At 55.9% G+C, this 26,450-nt stretch carries 31 protein-coding genes; 24 read left to right on the top strand and 7 right to left on the bottom strand.

Going from position 1 to position 26,450, the window contains the following annotated elements; all coding sequences use genetic code 11:
* Positions 1-188 precede the first annotated feature (188 nt).
* From W02_RS01725 to W02_RS01675, 11 genes are all read left to right on the top strand, one after another.
* Positions 189-524: a hypothetical protein gene (locus W02_RS01725; protein WP_173044199.1), complete on the top strand. Its 336-nt coding sequence runs from the start codon at positions 189-191 to the stop codon at positions 522-524.
* A 126-nt stretch (positions 525-650) separates the two neighbouring features.
* Positions 651-1,433: a CARDB domain-containing protein gene (locus tag W02_RS01720; protein ID WP_173044197.1), complete on the top strand. Its 783-nt coding sequence runs from the start codon at positions 651-653 to the stop codon at positions 1,431-1,433.
* Positions 1,434-1,565: 132 nt separating this feature from the next.
* The gene (locus W02_RS01715; RefSeq protein WP_173044195.1) at positions 1,566-2,339 is read left to right on the top strand and encodes a DsbA family protein; all 774 of its coding nucleotides are present in this window, start codon (positions 1,566-1,568) and stop codon (positions 2,337-2,339) included.
* Positions 2,340-2,385: 46 nt separating this feature from the next.
* Positions 2,386-2,844: a hypothetical protein gene (locus tag W02_RS01710; RefSeq protein ID WP_173044193.1), complete on the top strand. Its 459-nt coding sequence runs from the start codon at positions 2,386-2,388 to the stop codon at positions 2,842-2,844.
* Positions 2,845-3,655: 811 nt separating this feature from the next.
* On the top strand, positions 3,656-4,096 hold the full coding sequence (locus W02_RS01705; protein WP_173044191.1) for a hypothetical protein: 441 nt from the start codon (positions 3,656-3,658) through the stop codon (positions 4,094-4,096).
* A 39-nt stretch (positions 4,097-4,135) separates the two neighbouring features.
* Entirely contained in the window at positions 4,136-4,531 is a 396-nt protein-coding gene (locus W02_RS01700) for a hypothetical protein (protein ID WP_173044189.1), read from the top strand.
* A 52-nt stretch (positions 4,532-4,583) separates the two neighbouring features.
* Positions 4,584-5,783: a hypothetical protein gene (locus W02_RS01695; protein WP_173044187.1), complete on the top strand. Its 1,200-nt coding sequence runs from the start codon at positions 4,584-4,586 to the stop codon at positions 5,781-5,783.
* A gap of 80 nt (positions 5,784-5,863) precedes the next feature.
* On the top strand, positions 5,864-7,288 hold the full coding sequence (locus W02_RS01690; protein ID WP_173044185.1) for a trypsin-like serine protease: 1,425 nt from the start codon (positions 5,864-5,866) through the stop codon (positions 7,286-7,288).
* A 96-nt stretch (positions 7,289-7,384) separates the two neighbouring features.
* A complete protein-coding gene (locus W02_RS01685; RefSeq protein WP_173044183.1) occupies positions 7,385-7,843 on the top strand; it encodes a hypothetical protein in 459 nt (152 codons plus the stop codon).
* 385 nt (positions 7,844-8,228) lie between these two features.
* Complete coding sequence (locus W02_RS01680; protein ID WP_173044181.1) at positions 8,229-8,516, top strand: hypothetical protein; 288 nt, start codon at positions 8,229-8,231, stop codon at positions 8,514-8,516.
* Between the two features lie 86 nt (positions 8,517-8,602).
* A complete protein-coding gene (locus W02_RS01675; protein WP_173044179.1) occupies positions 8,603-8,830 on the top strand; it encodes a hypothetical protein in 228 nt (75 codons plus the stop codon).
* A 44-nt stretch (positions 8,831-8,874) separates the two neighbouring features.
* Here W02_RS01675 and W02_RS01670 read toward each other — a convergent pair whose 3' ends face one another.
* Positions 8,875-10,215, bottom strand: a complete 1,341-nt coding sequence (locus tag W02_RS01670) for an SLC13 family permease (protein ID WP_173044177.1) — start codon at positions 10,213-10,215, stop codon at positions 8,875-8,877.
* Positions 10,216-10,405: 190 nt separating this feature from the next.
* Between W02_RS01670 and glgB the strand changes: the two genes are divergently transcribed.
* On the top strand, positions 10,406-12,610 hold the full coding sequence (gene glgB, locus W02_RS01665; protein WP_232068620.1) for a 1,4-alpha-glucan branching protein GlgB: 2,205 nt from the start codon (positions 10,406-10,408) through the stop codon (positions 12,608-12,610).
* Positions 12,611-12,621: 11 nt separating this feature from the next.
* Here glgB and W02_RS01660 read toward each other — a convergent pair whose 3' ends face one another.
* On the bottom strand, positions 12,622-13,161 hold the full coding sequence (locus W02_RS01660) for a peptidylprolyl isomerase (RefSeq protein ID WP_173044173.1): 540 nt from the start codon (positions 13,159-13,161) through the stop codon (positions 12,622-12,624).
* 37 nt (positions 13,162-13,198) lie between these two features.
* Positions 13,199-13,762 (bottom strand): DUF882 domain-containing protein, encoded by a 564-nt coding sequence (locus W02_RS01655; RefSeq protein ID WP_232068619.1) that lies wholly within the window; start codon positions 13,760-13,762, stop codon positions 13,199-13,201.
* A gap of 365 nt (positions 13,763-14,127) precedes the next feature.
* Between W02_RS01655 and W02_RS01650 the strand changes: the two genes are divergently transcribed.
* Positions 14,128-14,490, top strand: coding sequence for a response regulator (locus tag W02_RS01650; RefSeq protein WP_173044172.1), 363 nt, complete (start codon positions 14,128-14,130; stop codon positions 14,488-14,490).
* A gap of 125 nt (positions 14,491-14,615) precedes the next feature.
* Positions 14,616-15,083, top strand: coding sequence for a VanZ family protein (locus W02_RS01645; protein WP_173044170.1), 468 nt, complete (start codon positions 14,616-14,618; stop codon positions 15,081-15,083).
* A gap of 19 nt (positions 15,084-15,102) precedes the next feature.
* Here the strand turns inward: W02_RS01645 and W02_RS01640 are convergent, their stop codons facing one another.
* The 4 genes from W02_RS01640 to W02_RS01625 are packed head-to-tail and all read right to left on the bottom strand — an operon-like array spanning position 15,103 to position 18,776.
* A complete protein-coding gene (locus W02_RS01640; RefSeq protein WP_173044168.1) occupies positions 15,103-15,957 on the bottom strand; it encodes a hypothetical protein in 855 nt (284 codons plus the stop codon).
* A gap of 34 nt (positions 15,958-15,991) precedes the next feature.
* Positions 15,992-17,716 carry a SagB/ThcOx family dehydrogenase gene (locus W02_RS01635; protein ID WP_173044166.1) on the bottom strand — a complete coding sequence of 575 codons (1,725 nt, stop codon included), beginning with the start codon at positions 17,714-17,716 and terminating at the stop codon, positions 15,992-15,994.
* Positions 17,717-17,761: 45 nt separating this feature from the next.
* Positions 17,762-18,208, bottom strand: coding sequence for a hypothetical protein (locus W02_RS01630; RefSeq protein WP_173044164.1), 447 nt, complete (start codon positions 18,206-18,208; stop codon positions 17,762-17,764).
* Positions 18,201-18,776, bottom strand: coding sequence for a thioredoxin family protein (locus W02_RS01625; protein ID WP_173044162.1), 576 nt, complete (start codon positions 18,774-18,776; stop codon positions 18,201-18,203). Before W02_RS01625 ends, W02_RS01630 begins: the two co-directional genes overlap by 8 nt.
* Positions 18,777-18,965: 189 nt before the next feature.
* Between W02_RS01625 and W02_RS01620 the strand changes: the two genes are divergently transcribed.
* The 10 genes from W02_RS01620 (at position 18,966) to tadA (ending at position 26,436) form a co-directional block, all read left to right on the top strand.
* Complete coding sequence (locus W02_RS01620; protein ID WP_173044160.1) at positions 18,966-19,388, top strand: hypothetical protein; 423 nt, start codon at positions 18,966-18,968, stop codon at positions 19,386-19,388.
* Between the two features lie 124 nt (positions 19,389-19,512).
* The gene (locus W02_RS01615) at positions 19,513-20,295 is read left to right on the top strand and encodes a tetratricopeptide repeat protein (protein WP_173044158.1); all 783 of its coding nucleotides are present in this window, start codon (positions 19,513-19,515) and stop codon (positions 20,293-20,295) included.
* 726 nt (positions 20,296-21,021) lie between these two features.
* A complete protein-coding gene (locus tag W02_RS01610; RefSeq protein ID WP_173044156.1) occupies positions 21,022-21,627 on the top strand; it encodes an acyloxyacyl hydrolase in 606 nt (201 codons plus the stop codon).
* Positions 21,628-21,640: 13 nt separating this feature from the next.
* Complete coding sequence (locus W02_RS01605; protein WP_173044154.1) at positions 21,641-22,381, top strand: hypothetical protein; 741 nt, start codon at positions 21,641-21,643, stop codon at positions 22,379-22,381.
* Positions 22,382-22,464: 83 nt separating this feature from the next.
* Positions 22,465-22,782: a tetratricopeptide repeat protein gene (locus W02_RS01600; RefSeq protein WP_173044152.1), complete on the top strand. Its 318-nt coding sequence runs from the start codon at positions 22,465-22,467 to the stop codon at positions 22,780-22,782.
* A gap of 18 nt (positions 22,783-22,800) precedes the next feature.
* The gene (locus W02_RS01595) at positions 22,801-23,001 is read left to right on the top strand and encodes a hypothetical protein (RefSeq protein ID WP_173044150.1); all 201 of its coding nucleotides are present in this window, start codon (positions 22,801-22,803) and stop codon (positions 22,999-23,001) included.
* Positions 23,002-23,020: 19 nt separating this feature from the next.
* Positions 23,021-24,100 carry a hypothetical protein gene (locus W02_RS01590; RefSeq protein ID WP_173044148.1) on the top strand — a complete coding sequence of 360 codons (1,080 nt, stop codon included), beginning with the start codon at positions 23,021-23,023 and terminating at the stop codon, positions 24,098-24,100.
* A 141-nt stretch (positions 24,101-24,241) separates the two neighbouring features.
* The gene (locus W02_RS01585; RefSeq protein ID WP_173044146.1) at positions 24,242-24,841 is read left to right on the top strand and encodes a sigma-70 family RNA polymerase sigma factor; all 600 of its coding nucleotides are present in this window, start codon (positions 24,242-24,244) and stop codon (positions 24,839-24,841) included.
* Positions 24,838-25,857, top strand: coding sequence for an anti-sigma factor domain-containing protein (locus W02_RS01580; RefSeq protein WP_173044144.1), 1,020 nt, complete (start codon positions 24,838-24,840; stop codon positions 25,855-25,857). Before W02_RS01585 ends, W02_RS01580 begins: the two co-directional genes overlap by 4 nt.
* A gap of 102 nt (positions 25,858-25,959) precedes the next feature.
* Positions 25,960-26,436 (top strand): tRNA adenosine(34) deaminase TadA, encoded by a 477-nt coding sequence (tadA, locus tag W02_RS01575; protein ID WP_173044142.1) that lies wholly within the window; start codon positions 25,960-25,962, stop codon positions 26,434-26,436.
* Positions 26,437-26,450 lie beyond the last annotated feature (14 nt).

The following is a 26,450-nucleotide window of genomic DNA, read 5'->3' as shown; positions in this document are numbered from 1 at the left end:
TGGGCCATCGCCACGGGTCGAAGCCCCTGGCGGCACGGAGGCTTGCCTTGAGAGTCGGGCCACCCATCGGTGCACGTTGTTTCTCCCAGGCAGGTGTCTCCCGCACCATCGAACCTCGGTGGTCATCGCTTCGACTCACTCAACAAGAAACACGATCGCGCGCTTGGCGTTTCTGAAAGGAGAGTCGAATGCAGCAGCCTCTATCGATACGGCTCTCCCTCTCTCTCGCACTGGTCCAGTTCACGTTTTCTATGACGTCGGCTATGGCCGTAGAATTGTCCGTTGGCGCCGACGCGAGGACTCATCGGAATATTGAACGGACAACTCGAGCCTCCATGACCGTATCAGAAGAGTCGCAGAGAGACAGCCGGGCCGCCCTTCCTGACTGTGAAGGTGAAGAAGCAACGCACGGCACCATCACAGCACTGCTCGACCGGTTTGCGGGCTCTGAGATGAAATCACGCGGAATACAATGCCCGATTCCTGAATTTCCGGAACAAACGACGACGGAGGAACTCAAGTGATCGGGCGATCGGAATGGCGGGTGACGGTGCCGAAGCCGAAGTATGCGCACCAAATAAGCAGACATAGGCCACTCCACTCAATCGAACCATTCGAGGACGCGAGACGTCAGGGTGAAGGAGGGAACGATGAACCCCATGCTCAAGGCCGCCGCCGGTGCTGTCAGTGCGATCCTTATATCGGCCTGCAGCTCTGTGGATACGCCGCGGACAGACAAGAATACTTCGGCTCAAGACTCGACCAAAATCGTGATTGACCAGCCTCTGTACTTTTCCGGTCCGGATGGCCGCGACGTAGTTGTTCAATCTGGAACATATCAGCTTCAACAGGCTTCCGATTCAGAACTTCGTCTGGTTTCGGCCGCGGCCATCTCGCCTATCTTGCTCAGCGCACAAACAACACGCTCGACACCTGATGTGCCGAAGCCGATTGCCATGGGGACGCTCTACGAGTCACAGGTATATCACCTGATTCTCCTCTTGCCGGGCAGCACTGCTATGGAGACTTATGGGTCGGTGAGCGGTGTACATTCGCGTGGCGGTTTCGGTGCGCAGAAGGGGATGGTGGTTCTCAAGGCTGACATGCTGGCGATACAGCCCGCTGAACCTCAATCGCTCCCTGACTTAGTGCCGACGTGTGGGAGAGTGTTCTGTTTCGGTGGGCCGTTCGGAGGAACGACTTGCACTCTCATGACCGGGGTTTTGAATCAAGGCACTGCCGCCGCAGGGCCCAGTCAGGCAAAGAACGGCGGCAATACGCAGGCCGTTCCGGCACTACAGCCGGGCCAGCTGCACGGGTTGGTATTCGGTAATTATTACGGCCAACCGCCTTCGACGGTGCAAGTGGATGCCGCCAACCAGGTGGTGGAGACTAACGAGCAAAACAATGTGGGACAGCACATATGCCACTGAACGCCGAACGTCTGGGTCGCATCCCTTGTATGGCGGCGAGAGTGGACAAATGGGTTCTTCAATGAGATTACGCGGAAGACAATACTCTGTCCCTGAAGGCCTTGATCAATTGACAACGGAGGATTTTGCGCGATGACGAATCCGCTTTCTCGAAAGGTTATTCGCTTACTCTTCACAGTGATGGCCACCATGCTCTCGGTCGGCATGACGGCTTGTGCGTCGCCGGACAGCGCGTCTCAGTCCCCTGCAGTTACGTCGCAACATGCCCTGGACACCGCGATCGAACACTACATCCGGGCACATCCCGAAGTCATCGAGCAATCACTCCAGGCCCTGGAGGTCAAGCGTGAGGCCTTGGAGCGCGTGCGGCAGAAGGCCATGATCGACAAGCGACAACAGGAATTGCTGCACGATCCCACCTCTCCAGTCAGCGGGAATCCCAACGGTGCGGTCACGGTGATCGAGTTTTTCGATTATCGCTGCGGCTACTGCAAGAGGGCGGCCGGTGCGGTCACGCAATTGCAAAAGGAGGATCCTCGGGTCCGCGTCGTCTACAAGGACTTCCCTATTCTGGGCGAAACGTCCGAACTGGCCGCGAAGGCGGCGCTTGCCTCTCGCGTTCAGGGGAAACATCAAGTTTTTCACGAGGCCTTGCTCGCCGCCAAAGGAGATCTGACGAAGGACACGATTCTGACCGTGGCGGGTGAGGTTGGCCTCGATGCGCACCGGCTCGAGGCCGACATGGCCAATCCAGAATGGCAGGCTGCGATCGACCGGAACCGTGCGTTAGCGAAAGAACTTGGCATTTCCGGGACACCTGGCTTTATCGTCGGTTCGGAACTGGTGCCCGGAGCGCTGGATGTCAACGGCCTCAAGGCATTGATCGCACGAGCGGCAAAGGGATAATGAGGCCTTGACAGCAAATACCAAGACATCAACCGAGGAGATGATCATGACTACGATATTCGTGCGTCAATCCGCTCGTATCCTAATACTACTGGGCATCGGCATTGTCTCCGCCACTTCGGCACACGCGGTCCCGATCAAGAATCCGGACAATTGCCAAGGACCAGTGACGATTGGAGTCGCCACCTGTCCGGATAAACCCGGACACTGGGTTGAGTGTCTCCCGGGTGGGGAATACATGTGTTGTGTCGGCAATTCGCAAGGCGGTAAAGACTGCGAACAGATTGAGGATACAACATCGGGCGGAAAGGCTGGAGGAAAAATGGGCGGATTGAAAGCGCCGCTTGGCAACCTGCAAATGAGCCCGGCTACCACACCGCCGCCGACCACCCGAGTTCCAAAATCCGGGGTCCCGACGGCTCCGATCATGCGTCGGGGGGTCGAGGGCGAGCAGACAGATACTACAATGCCTAATCCTCCCTCCTCGTCCTCTGAAAACAAATGAGGCGGGGCGACCATTGCAACAGGCGCTTTCCCAATTCATACAGAAACAGAAGTATGCGGCATCGGCGGAGGTGATATCTGACATGACGCCGTCACATCGTACTTCGCCTATTCATCGCAAGAAGTCGGGAATCCTCGCTGGTCCGATGCTTATCACTTTAGTGATGGGGATCGTATTGGCGTCATGGGCGGCTGCAGATGAGTCCGCAGTTTCTGACGGGTCATCCTCTACCGAAGAAGCCGCAGCTGAAGTGCAGGAGCGGGGCATAACAAAGGACGCTATTCGCAAGTTACCTGAGAAAACTCTGGAGCAATCGAGTCCACCCCAAGCGGGGGGAGATCCGCCGGCTCACCTCTGCCACACAGAAACTCGAATGATGACACAGTGCAAATGCTTCAATCAGACAGATTGTCAAAGCTTGACTGCCATCTGCGCGGGCTCTTGTCCGTCTGGCAGTAGTAGTTGCCAGTGCGTGCCATTATTTCGGGGGACGCCGCCTCCATTGCCTCAGCCGCTTTGTGGATATCAGGTGCCGCTTTCTGTGACCCAATGCTCGTGCCAAAACGCAGCCGAATGCCAATTGTTGTCGCCCTACTGTCCAGGATCCTGCCCTGCCGGAAGTCAGAGCTGTACATGCACACCATTACGGAGAGGACGATGAAGTGACATAACCAAAGATGTTTCAAACGACCAGTCACGACCTTTTGCGCGGATTCCCTTTTGCTGGATGCGATACCAATGAAAGACTTTGCTGTGCGGGCGATCGAACTTGATAACGACCCGAGAAATCTACAAGCAGTGGGAGGGATGTATGGACCGGTTCACAAACAGCTATGATTGCGCAGCTTTCCGGTACGTCGCCATGTTCCAGGTGATGATTGTCAGTCTTGCCATTTCCGTTATGTGGGTGGAAACGGGATTCGCATTGCCCAAAAAAGAGTCGATCTACAATGAGTGCGCCTGTGCCTGCGATGGACCAACCGGGGGCGCCATCATCGACATCAGGAATGTCGGCGGCTTTGCTTGCGCCGCGTATAACGGCAAGACGTGTAACTATGAGGACCCGGCCAGCGGGGGGATCAGATCGGGAACCACGAGATGGTGCACTGCGTATAAGCCAAGTGGGATCAAAGCCGCCGCAGCACCATTGCAGAACGGTCCGGTCATGCGGCGTGGCGTAGAAGACGCGCCATCTGCCGAACCCGGCCCGGGGCCTTATGGGCCGACTGATTCGTCCGCCGAGGCAAAGTAGCCTCCAGCACGTTCCGATGGCTTTGGGAAGGAGATCGCCATGCTCGTAAAGTTATTGATTTCCAAGTTCGTGGCGATCGTCATAGTTTGTATGGCCGCGTCGGCAGCTCCGGCGGCCCCCAATACCGGCCACGGCGCTCAGAAAACGGAAAAAGAATGCAAAGACGATCGGGATAAATGCAATAAGAGCTGCGATCAATTGATCGACGTCGATAATAATATCAAACGATGCAAAGACAAATGCACCGATGACTGGGTCATCTGCCAGCCGCTTCGTTCAACGGGGACGCCCGGGAATACATTCGGCAATGTGACACCGGTGAAGCCCGGGATGAATGCCCCCGTCATGCGGCGTGGGATCGAAGGTAGACAGCCGGGTGAACCGATGGATACCGGTCCGACGTTCCCGGCAGATTCTGCTCCAGAAACAAAATAGGAAAATCTTGAATGGAAGAGCGTGCCAACCTGGGTGCTGGAGGGAAAATTTCATGTTACGGAACCATGCGATCGTCTGGATTCTGAGTGCGTCCATTGCCACGATGTCTTGCGCATCGCCTCCCCCACCGACTGATACCGTGGGCGCAGAAGGCCAGGTGTCACCCGCGGCATTGGGAGAAACGGCCGCCGGCGACGTGCAAGATCGAGGCGTGTCAAAAGCGCCGGGAGCTGCAGCGTTGGGTATGCAGGTGTCTCCAGGCCGCATCGTGAAACCCGGACTCATCGAAATTGCTCCGGTGTATCCCGGTGAATTTGCCGTGCGCACGCAAAATGGGTTTTACCTCACTGCGATCAATGGAGGCGGACGCACAACCGACCCCATCGTGGTGACATCCTCAACCGCGGCAGGCCCATGGGAGAAATTTAAAATCATGATCGCCAATCCGCAGACGTCTCACGACAAGTTCTTTCAGACTGCCAATGGGAACTATCTGACCGCAGTGAACGGCGGAGGGATGTCAGCGAATGTCCTACACTCGGACGCGACTCAGGCCAACGATTGGGAACGGTTTAGATTACTGAATTTAGGCGGATATACACCGGGCTACTATGCCATTCAAACCATCAAGGGATTTTATATGACGGCCGTAGGTGCAGGAGGAAGATATCAAGACGCCATCCATACTGATGCAAGAGAGATTAAAGGCTGGGAACAATTCCGGATCACCAAGTGTGGAGACCCTGGATCTGGGTACGAGTATGCGGTAATGGCCGCCGATGGAGAGTTTCTCGCATCGACGAATTATGAGAACAAACTAGGCTTCGGTTTGGCTGCCCGTCCATCCGAGGCCGAGATGAAGTATAAGCTTGTCCGTCAAAATGACGGAACCTATGCGCTCCAAACCGCAAGCGGTAGGTATCTCACAGCTCTCGGCGGCGGGGGACAGGTCGAGAAATACAACAGCAAGTATTACACACCCGATTGCGGCATCTTCAGTCCCTGTATCGGCGGGTCTGCGCCCATTTTCCATACCGATGCAACTCAGATCCAGGCCTGGGAAAAATTCCGGATCGTGGACCAAGGGAACTGCACCTATGCGATCCAGACGTCGAGCGGATTTTATGCGGGCATCTACAAGGATGCTTCAGGCGTCATGCTCCTGACGACCCGACGCGACGGGGCCCCGACGCCAAACGAGAAGTTTCATCTTGTAGTTTTCGGTCTGGCGTCACCGGTCGTGATTCAGTGACGAGAGGTGATGTTGAAGGAGCCTGAACATAAATGGAAGGGCATCATCGCAACGAGCGTTGTGACAGAAGGAGGCACTCCATGAAGCCGTCTGACCATGTGTTGCACCACGTCCGGCATGCCGCACCACTGGTGCTGATCGTCACACTCCTCGTCCGTGTTCCAACGGGACTTGCGGACGAGACTGTTCAACCGTCCGGAGACCCAGGCGACGTCCAAGAACGCGCCGTCATCCGCGACCACAGAACGGTCACGGAACCCTTCACTCCCGCTCAAAAACCCGCACTTCCGAAAGTCATGACGCCGATTCCCATTCCTCCTCAGACGATACCGAACACCGGTGCCGGCGGTACATCGTCCGTGGTCGGAGGCACCCTCGAGCCGGACTATCGATATCCTTGGGTCGTGCGCATGAACGGCTGCGGCGGAGTCCTCGTCGATCCTCAATGGGTCCTCACAGCAGCGCATTGCGTCACGCCAAACATTGGATTCGGCAAGATCACCTTCAGCCGCGTGGACCCTTACAGCGGCTCCGTGCACACGCAAACACGCGGGCCCATGAATGAATCCCGTCCCAACCCCGGTGTGTACATGCATCCGAATTATGCCCCGAGCATGGATCAGGCCAATGACATTGCGTTGATCAAGCTGGAGAGACCGTTCGACATCAGTCCGTATATTCAGACCGTCGGATTGCCGAGAGACTTCCGTCACGCAGGTATGAAGGCCATTCTTGCCTCGATTGATCATACGGCCCAGCTTCCTCCAGGACAGCTCTCCACCTTTCACGCCCCGATTCCTCCTGGCGACTATCCGCCCAAGATTTACATTACGGCCATGGCGGCCAACGCATCCCTATGCAAGGGTGACAGCGGATCTGGAATCGTCACCGTCGAGAATGGCCGCGCCACCGTACGTGGCATCGCCTCTCAAGGCACGATTACCAGTTGCATGACTCCGTCCGGTGAGGCCGTCTTTACAGATGTGTTTGCATTCCGAGGTTGGATTCTTCAAACGATGGGCAAGAGCGACACATTCAGCACCCGCGTGCGCTGGAGCGGCCGGGCGGCTCGAGGCACGATGGGGCTCGGTTGTGTGAACCCCTACAATATGACGTTGTGGGGACCGCTGAATGTCGTCGGGGTGGAAGAAGGAATCGCCTGTGAAGCCGGTCAGACCCAGACTATCATGTGCAATCTGGATAAGAATCAGGGCAATGTCGGCGTCATGGTGCCGACGCTCTCCGGTCTTACGATGCGAACGACTATCAACGGTAGCTCTCAGGTTCAAACGATTCCGGCGACGAGCAACACGGTCAGTTATTTTGGCTCGTTGCCGGCTGGAGCCACGCGTGAGTTTACCTGCCAAATCACGACTCCCATCACCGGCACAACGACCGGCACCAACGCGCAGGTCTTGAGCCGTGGCGTCGAAGGTGAGGCCGTGTCTGAACCTGTGCTTATTCAACCGAGTCCCTTTGATCCATCGGAGGCAATCAAAGAATAGCTGTTCCATGGCACAAGCGAACCGAAGTCGGAGTCATCCCGCCTGATAGGAGATGGCTGAGGAGACCGTCACGCTTCAAACACATGGAGGACAACCGTGAAACCGATTCGCCTCGTATTGTTGGGAATCATGACTGCTGTATTTCTCGCCGGGATCAACATTGCCGTCATAGAGGCCAAGCCAAAAATCATCCGCGACATGTGTAACCAGCAGTCAGGAGGCGGGCTAGGGCAAAGTTGTCCTACTGATGATCATTTGTTAGTTCGGCCCAAGTATTCCGATGGGACCTGTGGTGACTGGATGTGTTGCCCTCCGAACGGGGACGGCACATACGATTGCACGAAGGCGACGCCACCTACTCGGAGCGCGATTAGCTCGGATCTCAAGAACCTCTTGGGCCCTCGTGCGACTGTGCTCGATCCTGGAAGAAATCCCGGAACAACACGCCAGCCGAACTTTCAGCAGAATGCTCCCATCATGCGGCGTGGCGTCGAGGAGGGATCTTCAGATTCTGGCATGGGCGCACCGGAACCCCCGGCACCAGAGGCGAAATGACTTCGCTCTTCTGACGCACTCCGGCTCAAGCGGGGGAACAATATAAGACTATCGACCAAGGAAACCGCACCGATACGATTCAGACTTCAGGAGGCCAACCGATCCGACAGGACGGATGTCGACGGGCATCAGTTTGCCGAACTGAGGCATTGAAGGAAACCGGGTACAATACCAAGTTGTCCTGGTCTTTTGTGCGCTCACTGTTACCGCTCATCCATCTCGACGATGCCGAACTGCAATCAGAAGGGGGCGTGAGACCGACTACGCCATGCGATTATGTCTACGTGGTCCTGGCTGCAGTGAAGTCCCTACCCTAAATACCCAATCATCCCATTGACAGACGGCCCTCCAATACCTACAATCGGCCCCGTCCTGGGGGCATTTGATGCGATTTGCACCTGGTCTTTCGGTCCGCCCGCTTAGATGGATTTTTGTCGTCTGCGTCTGTGTCTGTATCGCGATGCAGATGTTCGGCACGACGATGACGCTCTGGGACTTACAGCTTCAATTCGATCCTATCGACGCGCAGGCGTTAGAGGAGTTTTCAGTTCCCGCCACTATCTCGATAGATTCCCCTATCCCTGTGGTGACGTCTGATACCATTTTGGCAATGACGTATCGCCCAGGTCTCCACGAATTAAATTTGTTCCGCCCTCCGATTGCCGCGCTCTAGGGTCGACGATTCCGGCAGACCGACTGGTTGGGCCATCGGTCTGATTCAGACGCTGCATCTCCACATGAGGAACAGAGGAGTCATTGATGTCGGATATCCATCTTTCGTTCTGTTGCACGGTCTGCCGTAAGGTCAAGGATGAGCATTGGGACGGTTCCGCCCACCTCCAGTGGTGTAGCATTACGGACTACGCCAAACGGTATGTGGTTCATGAAAAGGATATATTGCTCTCAGACAGTTATTGCCCGGATTGCAGCGCCTCATACGATCGCCTGGTCCAGTATGGCCGTCGCGCCGCCGAATCCTCGCTTTAGCCGATCTTCTGTTGAAGGCCGCCTGCTCTTGTGGGCAGGCGGTCTTAGCGCAGAAACAGCAGCCACAGGTATGCGCTGCTTAAGGCGACCGAACCCAGCATGACGGGAAACCCAAATCGGAAGAAATCCCAGAAGCTGATCTGGAAGCCTGCTTTTCTGGCCATATCGACCACCACCACGTTTGCACTTGCTCCGATAATCGTACCATTTCCTCCCAGACAGGCTCCGAGTGCCAATGCCCACCATAGCGGGAGAATATCCGGTTGATGCACGAGGACGGTATAGTCCGCGATTTCCGGATGAAGAGATCGCGCCATATCCACGATCAACGGATTCATAGCCGCCACATAAGGGATGTTATCGAGGAAGGATGAAAGAATTGCGGATCCCCACAGCACGACCAGCGTTGATCCCGCGAGATCACCTCTCGTCATCTGAACCAGGTGGTCCGCGATGTGGCGGATAACCCCGACCTTCACCAGTCCGCCGACCAGGATGAACAGCCCAACGAAGAAAAAGATCGTCTTCCATTCCACATCGGTCAGATAGGCCAGATCCTCGGCCCTGTCCTGCCCATGCGGCTGTCCACCGAGCAACATGAACAGACTGGCCCCGAGCAAGGCGATGGTGGCCGGCTCCAGATTGAGCCATCCGTGAAAGCAGAACGCAAGATTGACGAGACCAAGCAGCCAAATGCACCTGACCAGCCGGGTGCGATCCTGAATGGCATCGGCCGCGCGCATGGTCAGCATGGCGTGTTTGAGGCCATCATCCACGTGCAGCGTTCGGCTGAACAGTACGCGCATCGCCGCAAGAAATACCGCCAAGATGATGCAGACGATTGGACCGAGCACTACGAGAAAGTCGAGATAGCCCAATTGTGCCTTGCTTGCGATCATGATATTGGGCGGGTCTCCGACAAGCGTTGCCGTGCCTCCGATGTTTGACGCCATGGCCTCCATGAGGAGAAAAGGGACCGGATTCAAGTTCAACCGCGAGGTCATAGAAAGCGTGACGGGAGCCATGAGGAGCACGGTCGTAACATTATCGAGCATGGCCGACAGGCCGGCTGTCATGACGGCGAGGAGGACAACCATGCGAAAGGGCTGGGCTCGAGCCTGCTGAGCCGCCCAGATGGCTAATACTTCGAACAGTCCCGTCTCTCGTACGATATTGACGATCACCATCATACCGATGAGGAGAAAAATCACGTTGTAATCCACTCCGAACTCACGGGAGTAGAATGCTTCCTCCTGGGTCAGCACACCGAGCGCAATCATCAGTGCCGCGCCGGTCAACGCCATGATGGTTTTGTGAATCCGTTCGGTCACGATCACAAGATAGATGACGCCGAAAATGATGAGGGCGAGCGACACGTCAGTCATGTGTACACCGTGCAGAAGACAGAAGGGGGAAGACGATCGAATGACGTTGAGCACAATTGAGGAGAAGATATTGTGAGAACCGCTCCGCACGTCCGCTGCCGCTGATGCGTAGGCGCCGACTGTTTTTCTCTTTCATTACCGGCTCCATGTCCGTACCATACCGATAGATCATTATGAGGGGATGAGACCTATGTCCAATTTGACTTCTGAGCAGATCGAACGGCTGGCAAACGGGCGCCATTGGGATCCGCTGACCATTCTGGGACCTCATCGTAATTCTTCCACCGGAGCGGAAACAACACAGATCCGTTGTTTTCTTCCCGACGCTGCGGCTGTCTCGATTCTCCTGGATCACCGTGACGGTTCGTCCGTCCCCATGGCCCGGATCCATGAGTCGGGCTTGTTTGAAGCGACGGTTCCCCGTGTACCTGTTCATCGTTACCGCGTGCGCGTGACCGATCGAAACGGGAACACGTCGGAACGGTACGATCCGTACGGCTTTCAACCTCTTCTGACCGATTTTGAATTGCACTTGTTTGCCGAGGGGCGGTTTTTCCGTGCGTATGACACGATGGGCGCTCATTGCCGCACGGTGGATGGAGTGCAGGGTGTGCATTTCGTCGTCTGGGCACCGAACGCCGCCAGGGTCAGCGTGGTCGGGGATTTTAATCAGTGGAACGGCCTCCGGCATCCTATGATCAGCCGGGGTGCAACAGGACTGTGGGAGTTGTTCATCCCCGGTCTCACCGATGGGACACTCTATAAATATGAAATACGCCCGCGTGACCGTGATGCCGTATTGTTGAAAGCCGATCCATACGCCGTCGCCTCAGAGTTGCGCCCGAAAACCGCATCCGTCGCAAGAGATACTTCGCAATATATGTGGAACGACGGTCACTGGATGCAACAGCGGGCGACCAACGATCCGTTGTCAATTCCGATTTCCATCTATGAAGTGCATCTCGGTTCATGGATGCGCGTCCCGGAAGAGGACCACCGGTGGCTGACGTACCGGGAACTTGCGGCCAAATTGATCCCGTATGTCGTTGATATGGGGTATACCCACGTCGAACTCATGCCCATCACCGAACATCCGTTCGACGGCTCCTGGGGATATCAATCGACCGGATATTTTGCAGTCACCTGCCGCTACGGGACGCCGGAAGATTTCATGGCTTTCGTCGATGCGGCCCATCAGGCTGGACTGGGCGTATTGATGGATTGGGCGCCGGCGCATTTCCCGGATGATCCGCACGGCCTCTCCCAATTCGACGGAACTCATCTCTATGATCATGCGGATCCGCGTCTCGGCTATCATCCTGATTGGCACAGCAGAATTTTCAATTACGGGAGAGTGGAGGTTCGGAACTTTCTCATGAATAGCGCCCTCTTCTGGCTCGACCGGTATCATATAGACGGGCTGCGCGTCGATGCCGTCGCGTCCATGCTGTATTTGGATTACGGGAGAAAGGCGGGTGAATGGATTCCAAATCAATTCGGCGGGCACGAAAATCTCGATGCCGTGCTGTTCTTGAAAGATTTGAACGTCCTGGTACATCGAGACTTTCCAGGAGCCATGATGCTGGCGGAGGAGTCGACTTCGTGGGCCGGCGTGTCACGCCCGACGTACAGCGGAGGGCTCGGATTTACGTTCAAGTGGAACATGGGATGGATGCACGACATGCTGGATTACTTTCACCGGCAACCTATCCATCGGATGTATCATCAAAATCAACTCACGTTTGGCTTACTGTATGCCTTCAATGAAAACTTCGTGCTGCCGCTGTCACACGACGAAGTCGTGCATGGGAAGGGATCTCTGCTAGACAAGATGCCGGGCGACGAGTGGCAACGTTTTGCAAACTTGCGCGCGCTGTTCGGGTTCATGTTTGCCCACCCGGGAAAGAAGATGCTGTTCATGGGCGGCGAGTTCGGGCAATGGCGGGAGTGGAATCATGATTCCAGTCTCGACTGGCATCTCCTTGCACTCCCGTCACACGCAGGACTCCAACGCCTGGTGAGGGACCTGAACAGGCTCTACCGTGAAGAACCGGCCCTCCATGAAATTGATCATGAGTGGACCGGATTTCAATGGCTGGATTTTCACGACGCGGCCCACTCCATTTTGGCATTTTTGAGGAAGGGAAAGCAGCCTCATCGGACCATGCTGTGCGTGTGCAATTTCACGCCGGTCCCCCGATATGACTATCGGATCGGGGTCCCTCATGAAGGATACTACAGGGAAATGATCAATACGGATGCATCAATCTATGGCGGAGGAAATATCGGCAACGGCGGAGGTCTTCAAGCTCACGGCGTTCCTTCTCATGGATTGCCGGCTTCGTTGAGTCTGACAATTCCCCCGCTCTCAGTCCTGCTGCTGAAAGCCGAGTGAGGCCCTCGAGGTCATGGCGCCGCCGGCGTGACGTTCACGACCGTCACGTCGAAGATGAGGGTCTTGCCGGCCAAGGGATGATTGAAGTCGAGAGTCACCGTGTCGCCGGAGACTGCGGTTACGCGTGGAAATGCCGACTGGCCGTCCGGCCCTTTTGCCTCGAGTTGAGCACCCACCTTCCTGGCTTCTTCCGGAACCAACGATGCGTTGACCGTTTGAATCGCCTTGGTATCCACCTCTCCGTATCCGTCGACCGGGGCGACGACAACGTGCCTCTTGTCACCAGGCTTCGCACCCAGTAACCCTTTTTCGAGTCCGGGCACGATTTCATGGCCTCCTTGTCGATAGGTAACCAACTCCTTTCCAACATTGGATTCAAGGATGGTGTGATCGTCAAGGCTCAGGGTATATTCCAGGGACACTTGGGCTCCATCTTGCACGGCGGATTGTGAAGACGCCAGCGACAGGTCAGGCATCGCCTGCGCCCCAACGATGCAGAGACACAAGATTGCGACAGTCGATGCTTGTGTCGCCAACCGCAATTGCCGCATACCCATGACTCCTTCGTTGGACCGATGATGACGGATATTACCAGGAACGGAAGGGGCCGGAATCGAGATGGATAAATCCGGACCTTGGATAATAGCCGACGCCGCCGTATTGCAGTTTCAGCGCCGCTTGCCGAATGGCACGATGTTTGACGCCGGGAATGTAGAAATCCAGCGCCTGACCTTCAACGTGAAAACTATGGCGGGCGGCGCGACGACTTCGCTTCACCAGCATCGCATTGTATTCGGGAGATCGATAGCCGGAGATGACATGAATCTCGCCATCTCCACCGAGGGTTTTTTGCACCAAGTTGACGTGCTCGACAAGCTTGGTGTCCATCGAGGCCACCTCACCAGTGTGATGACATCTCAAGATATGGTTGATGTCGTCGAGCGCGGAGAGGTCGTAGCCACCCTGTTCGTCGCGAAACCGGACGCGCAACCGCTCACCGGTATGAACATTGTAAAACGCGAGCTCTCCTTCGGGTAATTCCCGTGCATAGACAGGAGAAGGGCGCCCCATTCTGCCCAAGAGCATGAAGAGCCCTGCGACAGAGGTCTTGAGTAGCGTTCGTCTTGTCCAGTTCCATTCAACGGGGGACACGCGAAGACTCCGAGAAGAGGCTCGTGCGGATTGCAGGTCCACTGGCTTGTATCAAACCGTGCACACTTGGTCAATCATTTTTTCTCTGACCGGGTTCAGACGGGTATTGCACAGTCACAATATTGACGTATGCGTGCTATCGAAGTCTGAGATGCTGTCCCGCGTGCGTGGGAGGAAATTCGATGCCGGCGCTGAGATGTCAAAGACAACGATTGAGTTCGTTGGCGCACGCGGTGAATATGAGCACAACCCACGTTTTGAATATCGGCACAATCATTTCGAAACTCAATCATTGCCGGTTTTGATTTCTCCTAGACACCTTGCGGCATTGCAGGTACTATTCAGCACTGAGGAGCGCTATTTCTATGGCTACAATCCTGGTCATCGACGATGAAGATTCCATCCGGCATCTACTCAAAGAGATTCTTGAGAAGGCCACACATCACGTCATCGAGGCAAAAGACGGCCGAGAGGGATTGACCGCGTACCAAAATAATCGGGTGGATCTTGTCATCATGGATATCCTCATGCCGGGAACGGACGGTCTCGAGGCTACGCTGCAACTGACGCGTGAATACATGGATGCCAAAGTCATTGCCATGACCGGTGCCCAGGGAGACCGAAATTTTTTGGACGTGGCCAAGCTATTCGGGGCGAGACGGGTGTTCGAAAAGCCCTTCGATCTCAACAAACTGGTGGATGCGGTCAAAGAAGAGCTTGCTCGATAGCGAAACACGCCGCCGATAGTTTCCTCTTATCACGATTGCCCAGAATCCCCTCCGGACCTCATCGGCGAGGTCGTCACCACTCTGTGATCGCTCACGCCATGCACAATGATCCACAGGGTCAATTCATGCGCCACATACTGTTCTTGGTCGCATGGACTGTTGTCATCATCGGACTGGGGATCCTTCCGCTCAGGAACTTCGTAGGTCATTCACATTGGGAGTTCATCAAGTGGATGCCTACCATTGACGATCTGCAGTCTCCCAAATATTTGGTCGAGATTGTTATCGATGTCGCGGGAAATACCCTGCTCTTTACGCCATTTGGCTATTTGATCAACTGTGTGTCTGGATCACGCGCACGCGCACCGGGACGACAGCTGCTTCTTGCCGGATGCGCCGGAATCCTGCTGTCGTGCAGTATCGAGTACTATCAGGTGTATTGCCACAATCGCTTTCCTTCCCTTTTCGACGTCGTGACGAATACCAGCGGCTCTCTTTTGGGAGCACGCATAGCCTGGCTGCGGGGTCAGGCGGCTCCCGACGACCTTCGCGCTCGCACTGCCTCCCCTGCCAGTCGGGCGATACGATCATAGACACAATAAAAGAATTGTCTCAGGGAGCCCCGGACAGCTCTTTTCGGATGAGGCCCCTCATCATGGCCGGATCGGCATACGCCACTTCGCTTAACGCATCCATCAAGTGAACTCTTTTAGAGGCAACGAGTTCTTTGGCCTTGTTGTAATTGTTCGCGCTGAATCTGGCGACGGCGGGCTGGCCATTGATGATCTGGCAGGCAAGAACTTCGTCTCCCACATCCAGTGTGCCTCCCTGTTCGACGAGAAGCTTGGCCTGCGCCGTTGTAATGCCATGGAGTCTGGAGAATTCTTCGAGGCCTCCGGTTTCAACCAGGCGGCCGTCGGGCATGATGCAGAGCCGCTTGAAGTGTGGAGACCAGTCCTTGCGAAAGTCGATGTACTTGATGTCACCGCCTTTGGCGACTGCCCGGTCCAATGTCCGGTAATCCAACCCCAGATTTTTCTGATCCAGTTTATCCTTCAGCTCCGGTGGTAGGGTCCGCCGGAACACTTCCCATGCAGCATCCAGCAGTGGAATTGAACGGCTTCGAGCCAAGAGTTCCGTATCGGCAAACTGCATCACATCCAACACGAACGTCTGTTTCGGGCCGCCGGAGGTTTCCTTTGTTACGCAGGCGAAGAGTCCTCGGGTCAACAGGCCTTCGACGTTCGGATAGACGTACACCCCGCCTTCCGTAAGCAGGTTCATCATCCTCTCCAAAGGAATGTCGTAGCTTTCCGACAAGACTTTTGCATGGATGGCGGGATCTTCAGGCAATGTGGTGGCGCAGGCCGTCACGTTTCCTGGCGCGTCGAACTCCGAATAGTCTTCGATGACGTTATACAAGACGGGCGGCTTCTGTCTCTCGGTCTTTTTCTTTATCTTAAACATGAGGTCTATGCCTTGATGAAATTGGTTCAGCTGATCATTGGCTCATATGGAAATACGCCGGCAAGGTAAGCAGACGTACATCTTCCACCGGTCCGCCCACCGTAAAATGATAGAGTGATTGCAGACTGATACCCTTGATTCCGACAATCTCGTGAACTGGATCATCGAAAAAACAGCCGATTCCTGTCGCGCGGACACCGGCCGCTTCGGCTTCCAGATACAGCACCTGCCCAAGGATCCCAGACTCCCAGAACATGCGTGGATACCACCATGCACCGCGTTCCTGCAAGGTCCCCTCGAATTCTGCGATCATTCCCAGCGAGAATGCGCCGTCACCGGCAATGTCCTGGTGGCAGCTCACCTGTTTTGCCAGCCGTTTCGCATCTCCTTCAAGGAGCCAATACAGTGAAAGATCCGACGGGCAATTGGGAGGAATGACCCAATTGAGTTCGGAGTTCATGCATTGTTGAAGGAAATCCATCCGGCGAGGATTGCGGACCAGGCAATAGAGGCCGGGAGTCAATCCCTCGATTCGGTGAACGAACAAGAGCAGGTGCATTGTGGGATCGTACGGCCAGGCGTCCCATGGCACCCGCCGATTAGACACCGGATATTCAATGCCGGGGACCGTGAGTCGAAGCATGCGGAAGAATGAGGCGGCCGAAAGAGACGTGAGTCCGTCGAATGCCACAGCGCTGCGCCGCTGTCGAATGATCGATGCAGCAAGGTGCTCGTAGTTCGGGGAATCCTGTTCGCCGAAAGACCGGATATCCGCTGACGGAGTCCTCCCCGCTGATTGTCGTGTCTCGTTTTTCCATGTAGCCTGCGAGACGTCGTCGATGATATCCCAACGTACAGGCTCTTGAGGTGAAAGGCGGTTGGCTGTTCCGTGCCATGCCCAACGGGATGGGGGGCAGGCTTGGCGGACATCCAGATGGCATGGAATGATGGCATCGCTTTTCCGCTGGGCGGGCTGCGGCCACACGACCGCCAGACAATCCGGATGTTCCGGTTCTGCGTCGCTAAAATCTTCACGGCGATCGGTGCCAAGCAACGCGGCCAATGCGGTTTGATCGATCGCATCCAACACCAGCATTCTCCAGCCGAGCGAAGCGGCGGCGATGCGGCAGGCACCCAGGGCATGGCCGATGTCATGGTGACAATAGCGAAATGCCCGCTCTCCATATTTCCAGGCCTCCCGCCACTGCACCGATGTGAATCCAATAAAGAATGATTCCTTGGGGAATGGTTCCAACATTTGAGCCACAAATGCACCTTCGATAGTCGATCGTTGCTCCAAACCATGTTCCTTTGGGGCATAATGATAGAGACCGGGGTCCAATTGGAGCGACGGCACATCCGGGATCAGCAAGTAGCCTTCCGTAGGATGCAGGTTACCCGATGAGGGGTTTATCCGCAGCGCCCACTCCGATTCCCCTGCACGTTTCCAGGCTGACAGCCCCAGCGAGAGTTCGAAGAATCGTGAAAGGGACCGAATCGTCAGCGGTCGGCAAGGAACTGTGTGCCACTGATACAACTCGTCGTAGCGGGGCGATGGCGGTTCATCGTCCGGTCTAAGGAGAGGCAGCGGACACAGCTTCGCTCCTGCATAGCGCCTGAACGGATTCGGTTGATTGGTCCAATCCAGATACCCCAGTGATTTCGCATAACGATGAAAATGATGCTTCGTTTGCAGGTGGTAGCGGATCGCGCGGCCGGTTTCGGACAGCCCGTCGGAGCTCGAGGAATCGTCACTCATCTGCACTCGCGACGGTCTGGACAGGCATATGCTTGCTGCACTCGGTCATGATTCCTCGACGATCAATGTGCCGGTCATATTGGCATGCCCTTTCCGGCGACAGGTATAAAGATACGTACCGGCTGGCGGCGACATGACGAAACGAAACGATTCCCCGGCTCGGAGGACGATCCCGCCAGATCCTCCGGATCCGACAGATGAACCGGAGAATCTGCCAGACACGGATTGATTGTTGTACATCAAAACGGGGCTGTCGAATTCATGCTCTTCGCGCCCGCCGTTATATATAGAAATAACGAGGGGACGAGACGATTTGACACGAAGTACTTCTGGTACGAATCGAAAATCCTCCGCCGTGATTCTGACCGATTGGACGGACCCGCCACAGGCGCACACGGCTATCCCGATCACCAGCAACATATAAGGCGAAACGGTAAAGTGACGACGATGGATGCGGAGATCATCGCGCAACATCAACAGGACATTACGCATATGGAGGAGCGTTGCCGGGTTTCCACTTGATGCCACATCCGATGCTCGCTTTTTGGTCCTTCGAGGGACTTTTACCACTCAAGAGGGCATCGATTGCCGCACGAAGGTGTCGGCCGTCCGTTGGTGTCCTGTTTCCCGGACGGCTGTCATCGAGTTGCCCACGGTAGGCAAGCTTTCGTTCGGCATCAAACAGGTAGAAATCGGGCGTGCAGGCTGCGTGATAAGCCTTTGCCACTCCCTGTGTCTCATCAAAACACAGCGGAAAACTCCAATGGAGACGTGCGACCATTGCCTTGAGCTGTTCCGGCGCGTCATCGGGATATGAGGACGGGTCGTTACTGCTGATGGCGATGATCCCAAGATCCGTGTTCATATAATCGGATTCGAGTTTGGAAAGTTCCTCTTCAATATGCTGAACATAGGGACAGTGTTTGCAGATGAACATGATCAGGAGAGCGGTTTTTCCTGAGAATGATTCGAGAGAGTATGTCTTGCCGGTTGTCACGTCCGGCAACCTGAATGCCGGAGCCGAGGTCCCAATGGGAAGCATTACCGATGCGACTGCCATGATTTCCTCAGTTCGTGTTGAATGAGAGGCCGTCGAAACCGCGGGTAGCGCTCTGACCGCCGGTTCTCTCTCGCTTCCCGCTTGTCCTCGTGCACTCTGCCTGTTACATTTGATGACTCTAGCAGGCCGGTTCTTGTAGCTCAAGAGCTTGTGCGAGCATTGGCAATTTCAAACCACGACGGATGATCTATGCAATTTGATCCCGCACTCGCCGCTCGTGCCGCATTTGAACGATGCAAGTCTGAGTTGGGTTCGGATTGGTCTACCGCAGTGGATTTGGAAGACACCTTTTCGTCCAACGCCGGGGAGATTGCCCGGCACGCCCATCTGGAACTGTTGGCCCTTGCCGACTGTCATCCCAGGGCACGTTCGTTCCAAGCCTTTTGTATCTACATCACGTGGCAACAGGTTACAGAGGAGACCATTGCCCGTCATTTTCAAACCGGCATCAATTTATGTGAGGCCTATCTCGCGGCGTCTGACGGTGATCTGGATGACGATCGTGAGCAAATCACGGAACTACACGAATCGTTCAAAGCGGGACTTGGTCTGACGGAGGAGGATGAGATTCAAATCGAATTCCGTCGTGATACGCCGAAGGGCGGGGACTAGCTGGGGAACTGACCACTATGCGAACAAAGGAGTATTTCAAAAGAGGAGATCGGAACGCGGACGACCCATTGCAGACTCGATCCATCTGACTTGATGACGGTTAGGCGAGATCCGGACATCCTCCATGTCTGATGATCATAAGCATCGCGCAAGAATCTTTCTTCACAGGGGCGACCTCGTCCAAGCCCGTGCCGCCTGGGAGGCGGCCGTTGCCGACGATCGACTCTCTGCTAATCGGCGCGAACTCTCCAATTCGCTCGGGAATCTCGGAAACGCCTGCGCGCTATTGAATGATTACTCTGAGGCGGAACGGTGTTACCGAGAAGTTCTCTCCCTCCAACGTTCAGAGCAGAATACGCACGCGATCGCTCACACGCTCGTCAATCTGGGTAATCTCTTCTTTGGGGGCGACCATCCGGAAAAGGCCCGACCCTATTACCTCGAAGCGCTGGATCTCTTGACCCGGTTGCAGGACGACCGGGCGCTTGGCATTCTCTATAACAACCTTGCACTGCAGGAGGCGCGCGATCACCAATGGACGCAGGCGATCGAGTCGTTCAAGAAGGCCCTGGCGTGCCATCGCACGGTCGGTAATGAAGAGGGGCTGGCTGCCACATACAGTCAACTCGGTAAATGTCTGCTCGACCAACGCAACCTCACGGATGCCGAACGCAGCCTCAACAATGCGTGGGAACATTACATCAAATTGGGAAATGAGCCTGCGCAAGCCGCAGTCCTCCGCCATCTTGCCGGAGTGTATGACGCGCTGCAGGATCCGGTCTCGGTCCGGCGCTGTTTGGAACGCGTCGTGGCCATCGACTCACGCTACCACCTTCCTGAATTTCACACCGACAATCAACGGCTCGCCTCCATCACACGCACCACGCCTCCTTCCGATCCCTCCTAGCAGGATGCTGAAAAAGTCGCTCATATCACCCACCCGCCCGGACGCGCCGAGACGCGTCTTCACCAAGCGGCGTTCTCACGGGACACTGCCGCCTCACCATCTCGGCGGCGTTCACAGGCGTGCCGTGCCTTATTCGGCACGGCGTGAACCTCAGAGGCTCAACGTACGGCCCGGGAAAACGACTGTTCCCCCAGTCAGTGGGTAGGCGGGTGAGACCGGGAAAACGACTGTTCCCTCAGTCGGTGGGCAGGCGGGTGAGACCGGGAAAACGACTGTTCCCACAGTCGGTGGGCGGGTGGGTGAGAAAGGCTACGCTTCGCCTCAAGACACTGGGCGCTCACCGACTCGCGCCCGTCCGTAAACGTGGCGCTCATTATTCTTCGCGCCGCGGACCTCGCTGCGGCCTTGTTCGTGGAATGGCGCGTCTTGGCGCGCCGGGGTTGGGTGGGTGAGAAATCTGGCCTTTTTGAGTATCCTGCATGGCGTACGCCTGTTATTCCAGACGTCTCGGCCAGTGCAATTCCGGCGTACCCACAGGGTTTTTCCGCAGCCTCCTAGCAGAGTTAAGATCATCGTACCACGTCCAGCATTTCTTGCATTCCGGACAAACCAAAGATTGAGATTTTCTGGACTGTGCGGGCCTGTCTGGTACGTTGGCGATAACACTCTCCTGCTGCGTCGATAGTACCGAGAACGCGCTGCCGGGACACTGACACGGATGTCGGAATGCCTTTGATCTTTCGAGCGCTGTTCGTCTTGATTGCGGGATTGCTCATGGCAGAGACCGTCGCTCACGCCTCTGACGAGGACAGACCGCACATTACCATCGGCACCCAGGAGGTGGGATTGAGCGCCGGGTACCTCCTTCCACACCGACTGACCGAAGATCATACGACCAAGCAGCAGGGACCGGCCGTTATGCCTTCCTGGATGATCACCATCACCGATCCCGTCGGTAATAGCTGGTATCGCGGACAAGTCTCCATTGGGGCGGAAATGGTGTACATCCAGTTCCAGGAGCCGATCCTGACTCACGGCATCGGCTTTACGCCAAAAATCAAATATATGTTCGTGGCACTCGATCGCTTCCGTCCATACATGGAATTCGCCGGAGGGCCATTCTGGACGGACCTCGGAGGTAAGATCCCAGAGGAATCCACGCAGTTCAATTTCGTTCTGACCGCCGGGTTCGGATTTTCCTATTTCATTACGAAACAGGCGGCGATCAACGTGGGGTACCGCTTCCACCATATCTCCAATGCGGGAACCAAATACCCGAATCTTGGCTTGAACGCGAGCCTTCCATTCGGAGGATTCTCATTTTTCTTTTGAGGAAATTATGAGCATGCCACATCGTTCAGTCCGCCATGCCGTCATGGCAATCATGGTTGGAGCCGCACTGTCCGGTTGTCTGCGATGGATCGACGTGAATCCTCCGATGTCGCCGCAGTCTGAGTCGCCGTCACTCGCGATTCCGACTGCTGAACGCGTGCCTCTCGTCATTGAAGGGTTACGGGTGGCTCAAAACGGGGCGCCTCAGAACCCTCCCGCCGAGGTAGAACGACGCGTCCTGAATACCATTCAGGAAACACGCCTTTTCTCGACCCTTGTCCCGCTCGGGGGAAACCTCCCTTCATCAGGAGAGAAGATCATCAATGCCCGTATTTCATTCGACGAAAGCATCGACCCGCACTCGGGGGAATCGGCATGGAAAGGATTTCTGATCGGAGCGTCGATGTTTCTTCTTTCGCCGGCCATCGGTCTCGAATATGATTTTGCCGCTCACGTCACGCTCGAACTCGAGCGTTGGGACGGACAGGTGAAGCGGTATGAAGCCAATTCCGCCGGTACCGCGCACTACAGTTTGTTCGCCGCATCGCCTATCATGATCGATGAACTCAAGGGTCAGGTCACCGAGGCTTGTCTCGGTCAACTGATGAGTCAAATGGTCCGTGACACAGGCTTCTATGTCGCCAGCAGCAGTCCTCTGCCGGATCCGGCCATACGGAGCGTGACAGTCAAGGCCCGCCGGACTGCACCAGGAACTTCATCCAAAGTGCCCGTCTCAACCGTCACCAAACCATAAGTCCGCCGAACATTCTCCGCATCCCGTCTGGCCGATGGCCGTTTCACAATGCTATAGTCATCTTTTTTGAGAAAGGTGACAGGATGGATATTGCTGCATTTCGTCAGATGGTCGAGAAAAATCCAAAGGGATTTCTCGGACGATACGGCTTGGGCAATAAGATATTGCAGGAAGGGGGCAATGTCGAGGAGGCCGTCGAACATCTCACGGTCGCTACTCAATTGGATCCGACCCACGTCGCCTCGCATCTTGCTCTCGGCCGGGCGCTCATCGGACTTGGGAGACAAGCGGAAGCCAAGCCTGTTATTCAGGCCGGAATCGACGCGGCGCTCTCCGGGCGCTCCAACGGGGGAAAAGATCTCGTTCCCGAGATGCAGCATTTGATCAGGACACTCGGATGAATTGGCGCGGAGGACATCATGAATCTGGACGATGCGAGGAAACGGATTGAGCATGCGGTGAGTCAGTACGGGCAACACGCTGCTCCCGCAATCGACCTGGTGATGAATGAAGTACGGTCTGATATGGGGGCAGGGGCCTTCAACGAACTGGTCGAAGAATTCGACCTCGAGCTGATGTACAACATCGCACCTATGGAATCGGACGCTTCCAGCAGTTGATAGACAAGAGAACCCACCCTTGCCGCTCATTTGGGCCGCCATCTCTGCACACGGCTTTGGACATGCCGCACAGGTCGTTCCTGTGTTGAATGCATTGGGCCGGAGCGTTCCCGGATTGCACGTCATCCTCCGAACGGGCGTTCCGACCTCTTTTTTCCATGATCGGCTGACTATTCCCTGGACATTGCACTCCGTTCAACAGGATATCGGATGTGTGCAACAAGGCCCGTTGAAGATTGATGTGCCGGCAACATGGGAGGCGCACCGTCATTTTCATACCCAATGGGACGAGCGTCTCACATGCGAGGTGAGAGACCTCAAAGCCGCTCGTCCGAGTGTGATCATCGCGGACACTCCCTATCTGGCTTGCGCGGCCGGTCGAGAAACCGGAATTCCTACGATCGGCGTTGCCAATTTCACGTGGGCCGAAATTCTGAAGCCGTATATAATGCCTCATGCAGCATCGGAGCAGGCGCTGGTTGCCACAATCGAGAATCATTACGGCCGCGCTGATTCTGCGCTTCGAATCGCGCCCGGTTTGCCCCTGAGTCCGTACAAGACGGTAGCGGACATTCGTCCGATCGCAGAACCGTCTCGCTCACAACGCGAGGAAGTCCGCGAATATTTGGGTCTTGCGGCGGAGGAGCGGCTGGTTCTAGTGGGGTTCGGCGGAATTCCGCTGACTACCCTTCCATGGAATGCCATGCACAACATGAAGGGATACCGCTTTATCGTCGATGGAGTTCTTCCTCATGCGTATTCCGGCATTCGTCAGCTGTCATCGATGCCATTTTCCTTTAAGACACTCCTTGCCTCGGTGGATGTCGTGATGACCAAGCCAGGCTATGGAACCGTGGTGGAAGCGGTGGCTTTGGATATTCCAATTGTCTATGTACGCCGGCATAATTTTGCAGATGAGCAGCCCCTCGTGGATTTCATGCGACGATATGGACGCTCGAATGAACTGTTGCTTGAGGACTTTCTTGCCGGTCGCTGGGAGATGGCCTTGTCCGTTTCCATGGAGACGTCATCTCCAGCTTCTCCTCCAACCTGCTCCGGGGCTCAAGACGCGGCGGACTACCTTGCCAGGTACTTTTGACCTCACAGCGATTGTCTGCCTGCACGTTTCATCAATATTCTTCACCACTTAATCGAAGATCCTTTTGTCGTATCCGTCCGTAGATGTTATAGTTGTGGCGAAACGTGCGGCGATTCGTTTCCTGCTTTCCTGATGCAGCCTATGGACATCCCTACCCGGCGCGCCACAACGCAGATCGATCCGGCATTGCTTGTGCGCGTTGGGAAGGGAGATCAGCAGGCGTTCAGTCAACTGTATGATCACTCCAGCACACTGCTCTACACCCTGGCGTATCGGATACTTAGAAACCGAGACGAAGCCGAGGAACTCCTCCAAGATGTTTATCTGGAGGTATGGCGTAAAGTGTCGCGTTATGATGTGGGCCGCGGGACGCCGGTGGCGTGGCTCATCACGCTCACCCGCAGCAGGGCGATCGACCGCCTCCGCTCACGAGCGGCCCGTCCGGAGCAGACCGCGACGCTGGACGATGCGATGACATCACGCGCTCGCGATATGGGCCCCAGCCCTTTTGAGACTCAGGCTGATCAGGACGTACGACTGGCGGTTGGGAACGCCATGACGGGACTGCCTGCCGCTCAGCAACAGGCAATCGAACTGGCCTATTATGAAGGGCTCTCGCACCATGAGATTGCGGCGCGGCTGAATCAACCGCTTGGAACAGTGAAGACGAGGATCAAATTGGGGATGTCCAAGCTGCGCGACGCGCTGCGACATTGTTGGGATCAGGGCGATCTCTTATGACTCACGAAGAACTGGAAGAATCCGTCCCACTCTATGCCACCGGTGCTCTGGATCGGTCGGAGCGGCAGGCTTTGGAAGCACACTTGCTTTCCGGCTGTCCTACGTGTCACGGGGCGTTGAAGGAATATCAATCGTTGGCCGGGTTGCTGCCGTTCGGTTTGACCCCGACGCAGCCTCCCCGAGCGCTCAAGGCGAGGATCATGGCGGCCAGAAATCCCGCTGCCGCCGTGCCGGAAGAGACGCAAAAACCGCAGACCAAATCCAGTCTCGAGCCCGGCGAATGGATGAATCATTTATTTCCTCCTGTGGCTCCAGCCCGATCGCTTTCCCTGCCTTGGGCGATCGGGCTTGCGTCCGCCGCGGTTCTATTCGTGGCAGGCTATGCAGGATGGATCTATACCACCAAAGTTGCCGACGACGAGGCGAAACTCTACCAGCTCGAGGCGTCTCTCCAGGAGCAGAGTGCAAAGGTCGCTCGACTGCAGCGCGAGGTTTCAGAGAAGGAGCAGGCGCTGACGGTTCTGCAGGTTGAGGCTGAGAAACAATCCAACGACATTGCGGAATTGAAACAACAAGCGGTGCAGCGGGAGGCGGATCTCGAGCAGGCGCATACTCTTCTGGCGAGAGGCCCCTCTGCCGGCGGCCGAGGAAGCCTGCCGCGAGACGAGTTTGCCGCATTGCTGCGTCAGCCGGATGTCCGGGTTGTTTCCATGGCCGGATCTGACAAGGCCAAAACCGCTTCGGGCATTGTTCTATTCGACAAGCCTTCGCAGAAGATGTGGCTGTATGCCGTGAATCTTCCGGAGTGTGAAAACGGGATGGTTTATCAGGTATGGGCGATAGACCAATCGCCCAAGAGCGTCGGGATCTTTCACATCAATTCGGGAGACACGGCGCATCTTCTCATGAAAAAAATGCCGGACTTCGAACGCGCGAAGAGGTTTGCCATCAGCCTTGAACCTCCCGGAGGACGACCGCAACCAAGCGGTGCACTCTATCTTGTCAGTCAGCACTAGAACCCATAGTCTTGATCTGAGTGGTTTTCTCTGCAACCGTCACACCCCAAAATGTCCGTCTGCCGTGCGGGACGTTTCACGAGCGCAGACTGGAGCAACGATATGATCGAAGAGCCTTCCTCACATGATACGGGCTTCATGCGCGAGGCGCTCAAGGAAGCCGCGCTGGCAACCGCACTCGGAGAAGTGCCGATCGCAGCGGTCATTATCAGGGAGGGCACTGTTGTCGCTCGGTCGCATAATTTTCGTGAAACCCGGCAGGATCCGACAGCGCATGCCGAAGTCATTGCGATTCGTACGGCTGCAAGAGAGTTGAACACCTGGAGATTGACCGGTACGACGATGTACGTGACCGTAGAACCCTGTCCGATGTGTTTGGGAGCGGTCATTCTGGCGAGAATTCCCAGGCTGGTATTCGGTGCGCCGGATCCCAAGGCAGGCGCGTGCGGCTCCGTGCTCAATTTTGCGAACGATTTGCGATTGAACCACAGGGTCAGAGTCGTGGGTGGCGTGCTTGAGGGTGAGTGCCAGTCGCTTCTTCAGCAGTTCTTCCAGGAACTGCGATCGAGAGAGCGCTGATGATTGCTTGGGTC

It is taken from the genome of Nitrospira sp. KM1 (assembly GCF_011405515.1).
Taxonomy (GTDB): domain Bacteria; phylum Nitrospirota; class Nitrospiria; order Nitrospirales; family Nitrospiraceae; genus Nitrospira_C.
The sequence above is the reverse complement of the archived record's forward strand: the minus strand, read 5'-3'. Positions and strand labels throughout refer to the sequence as shown.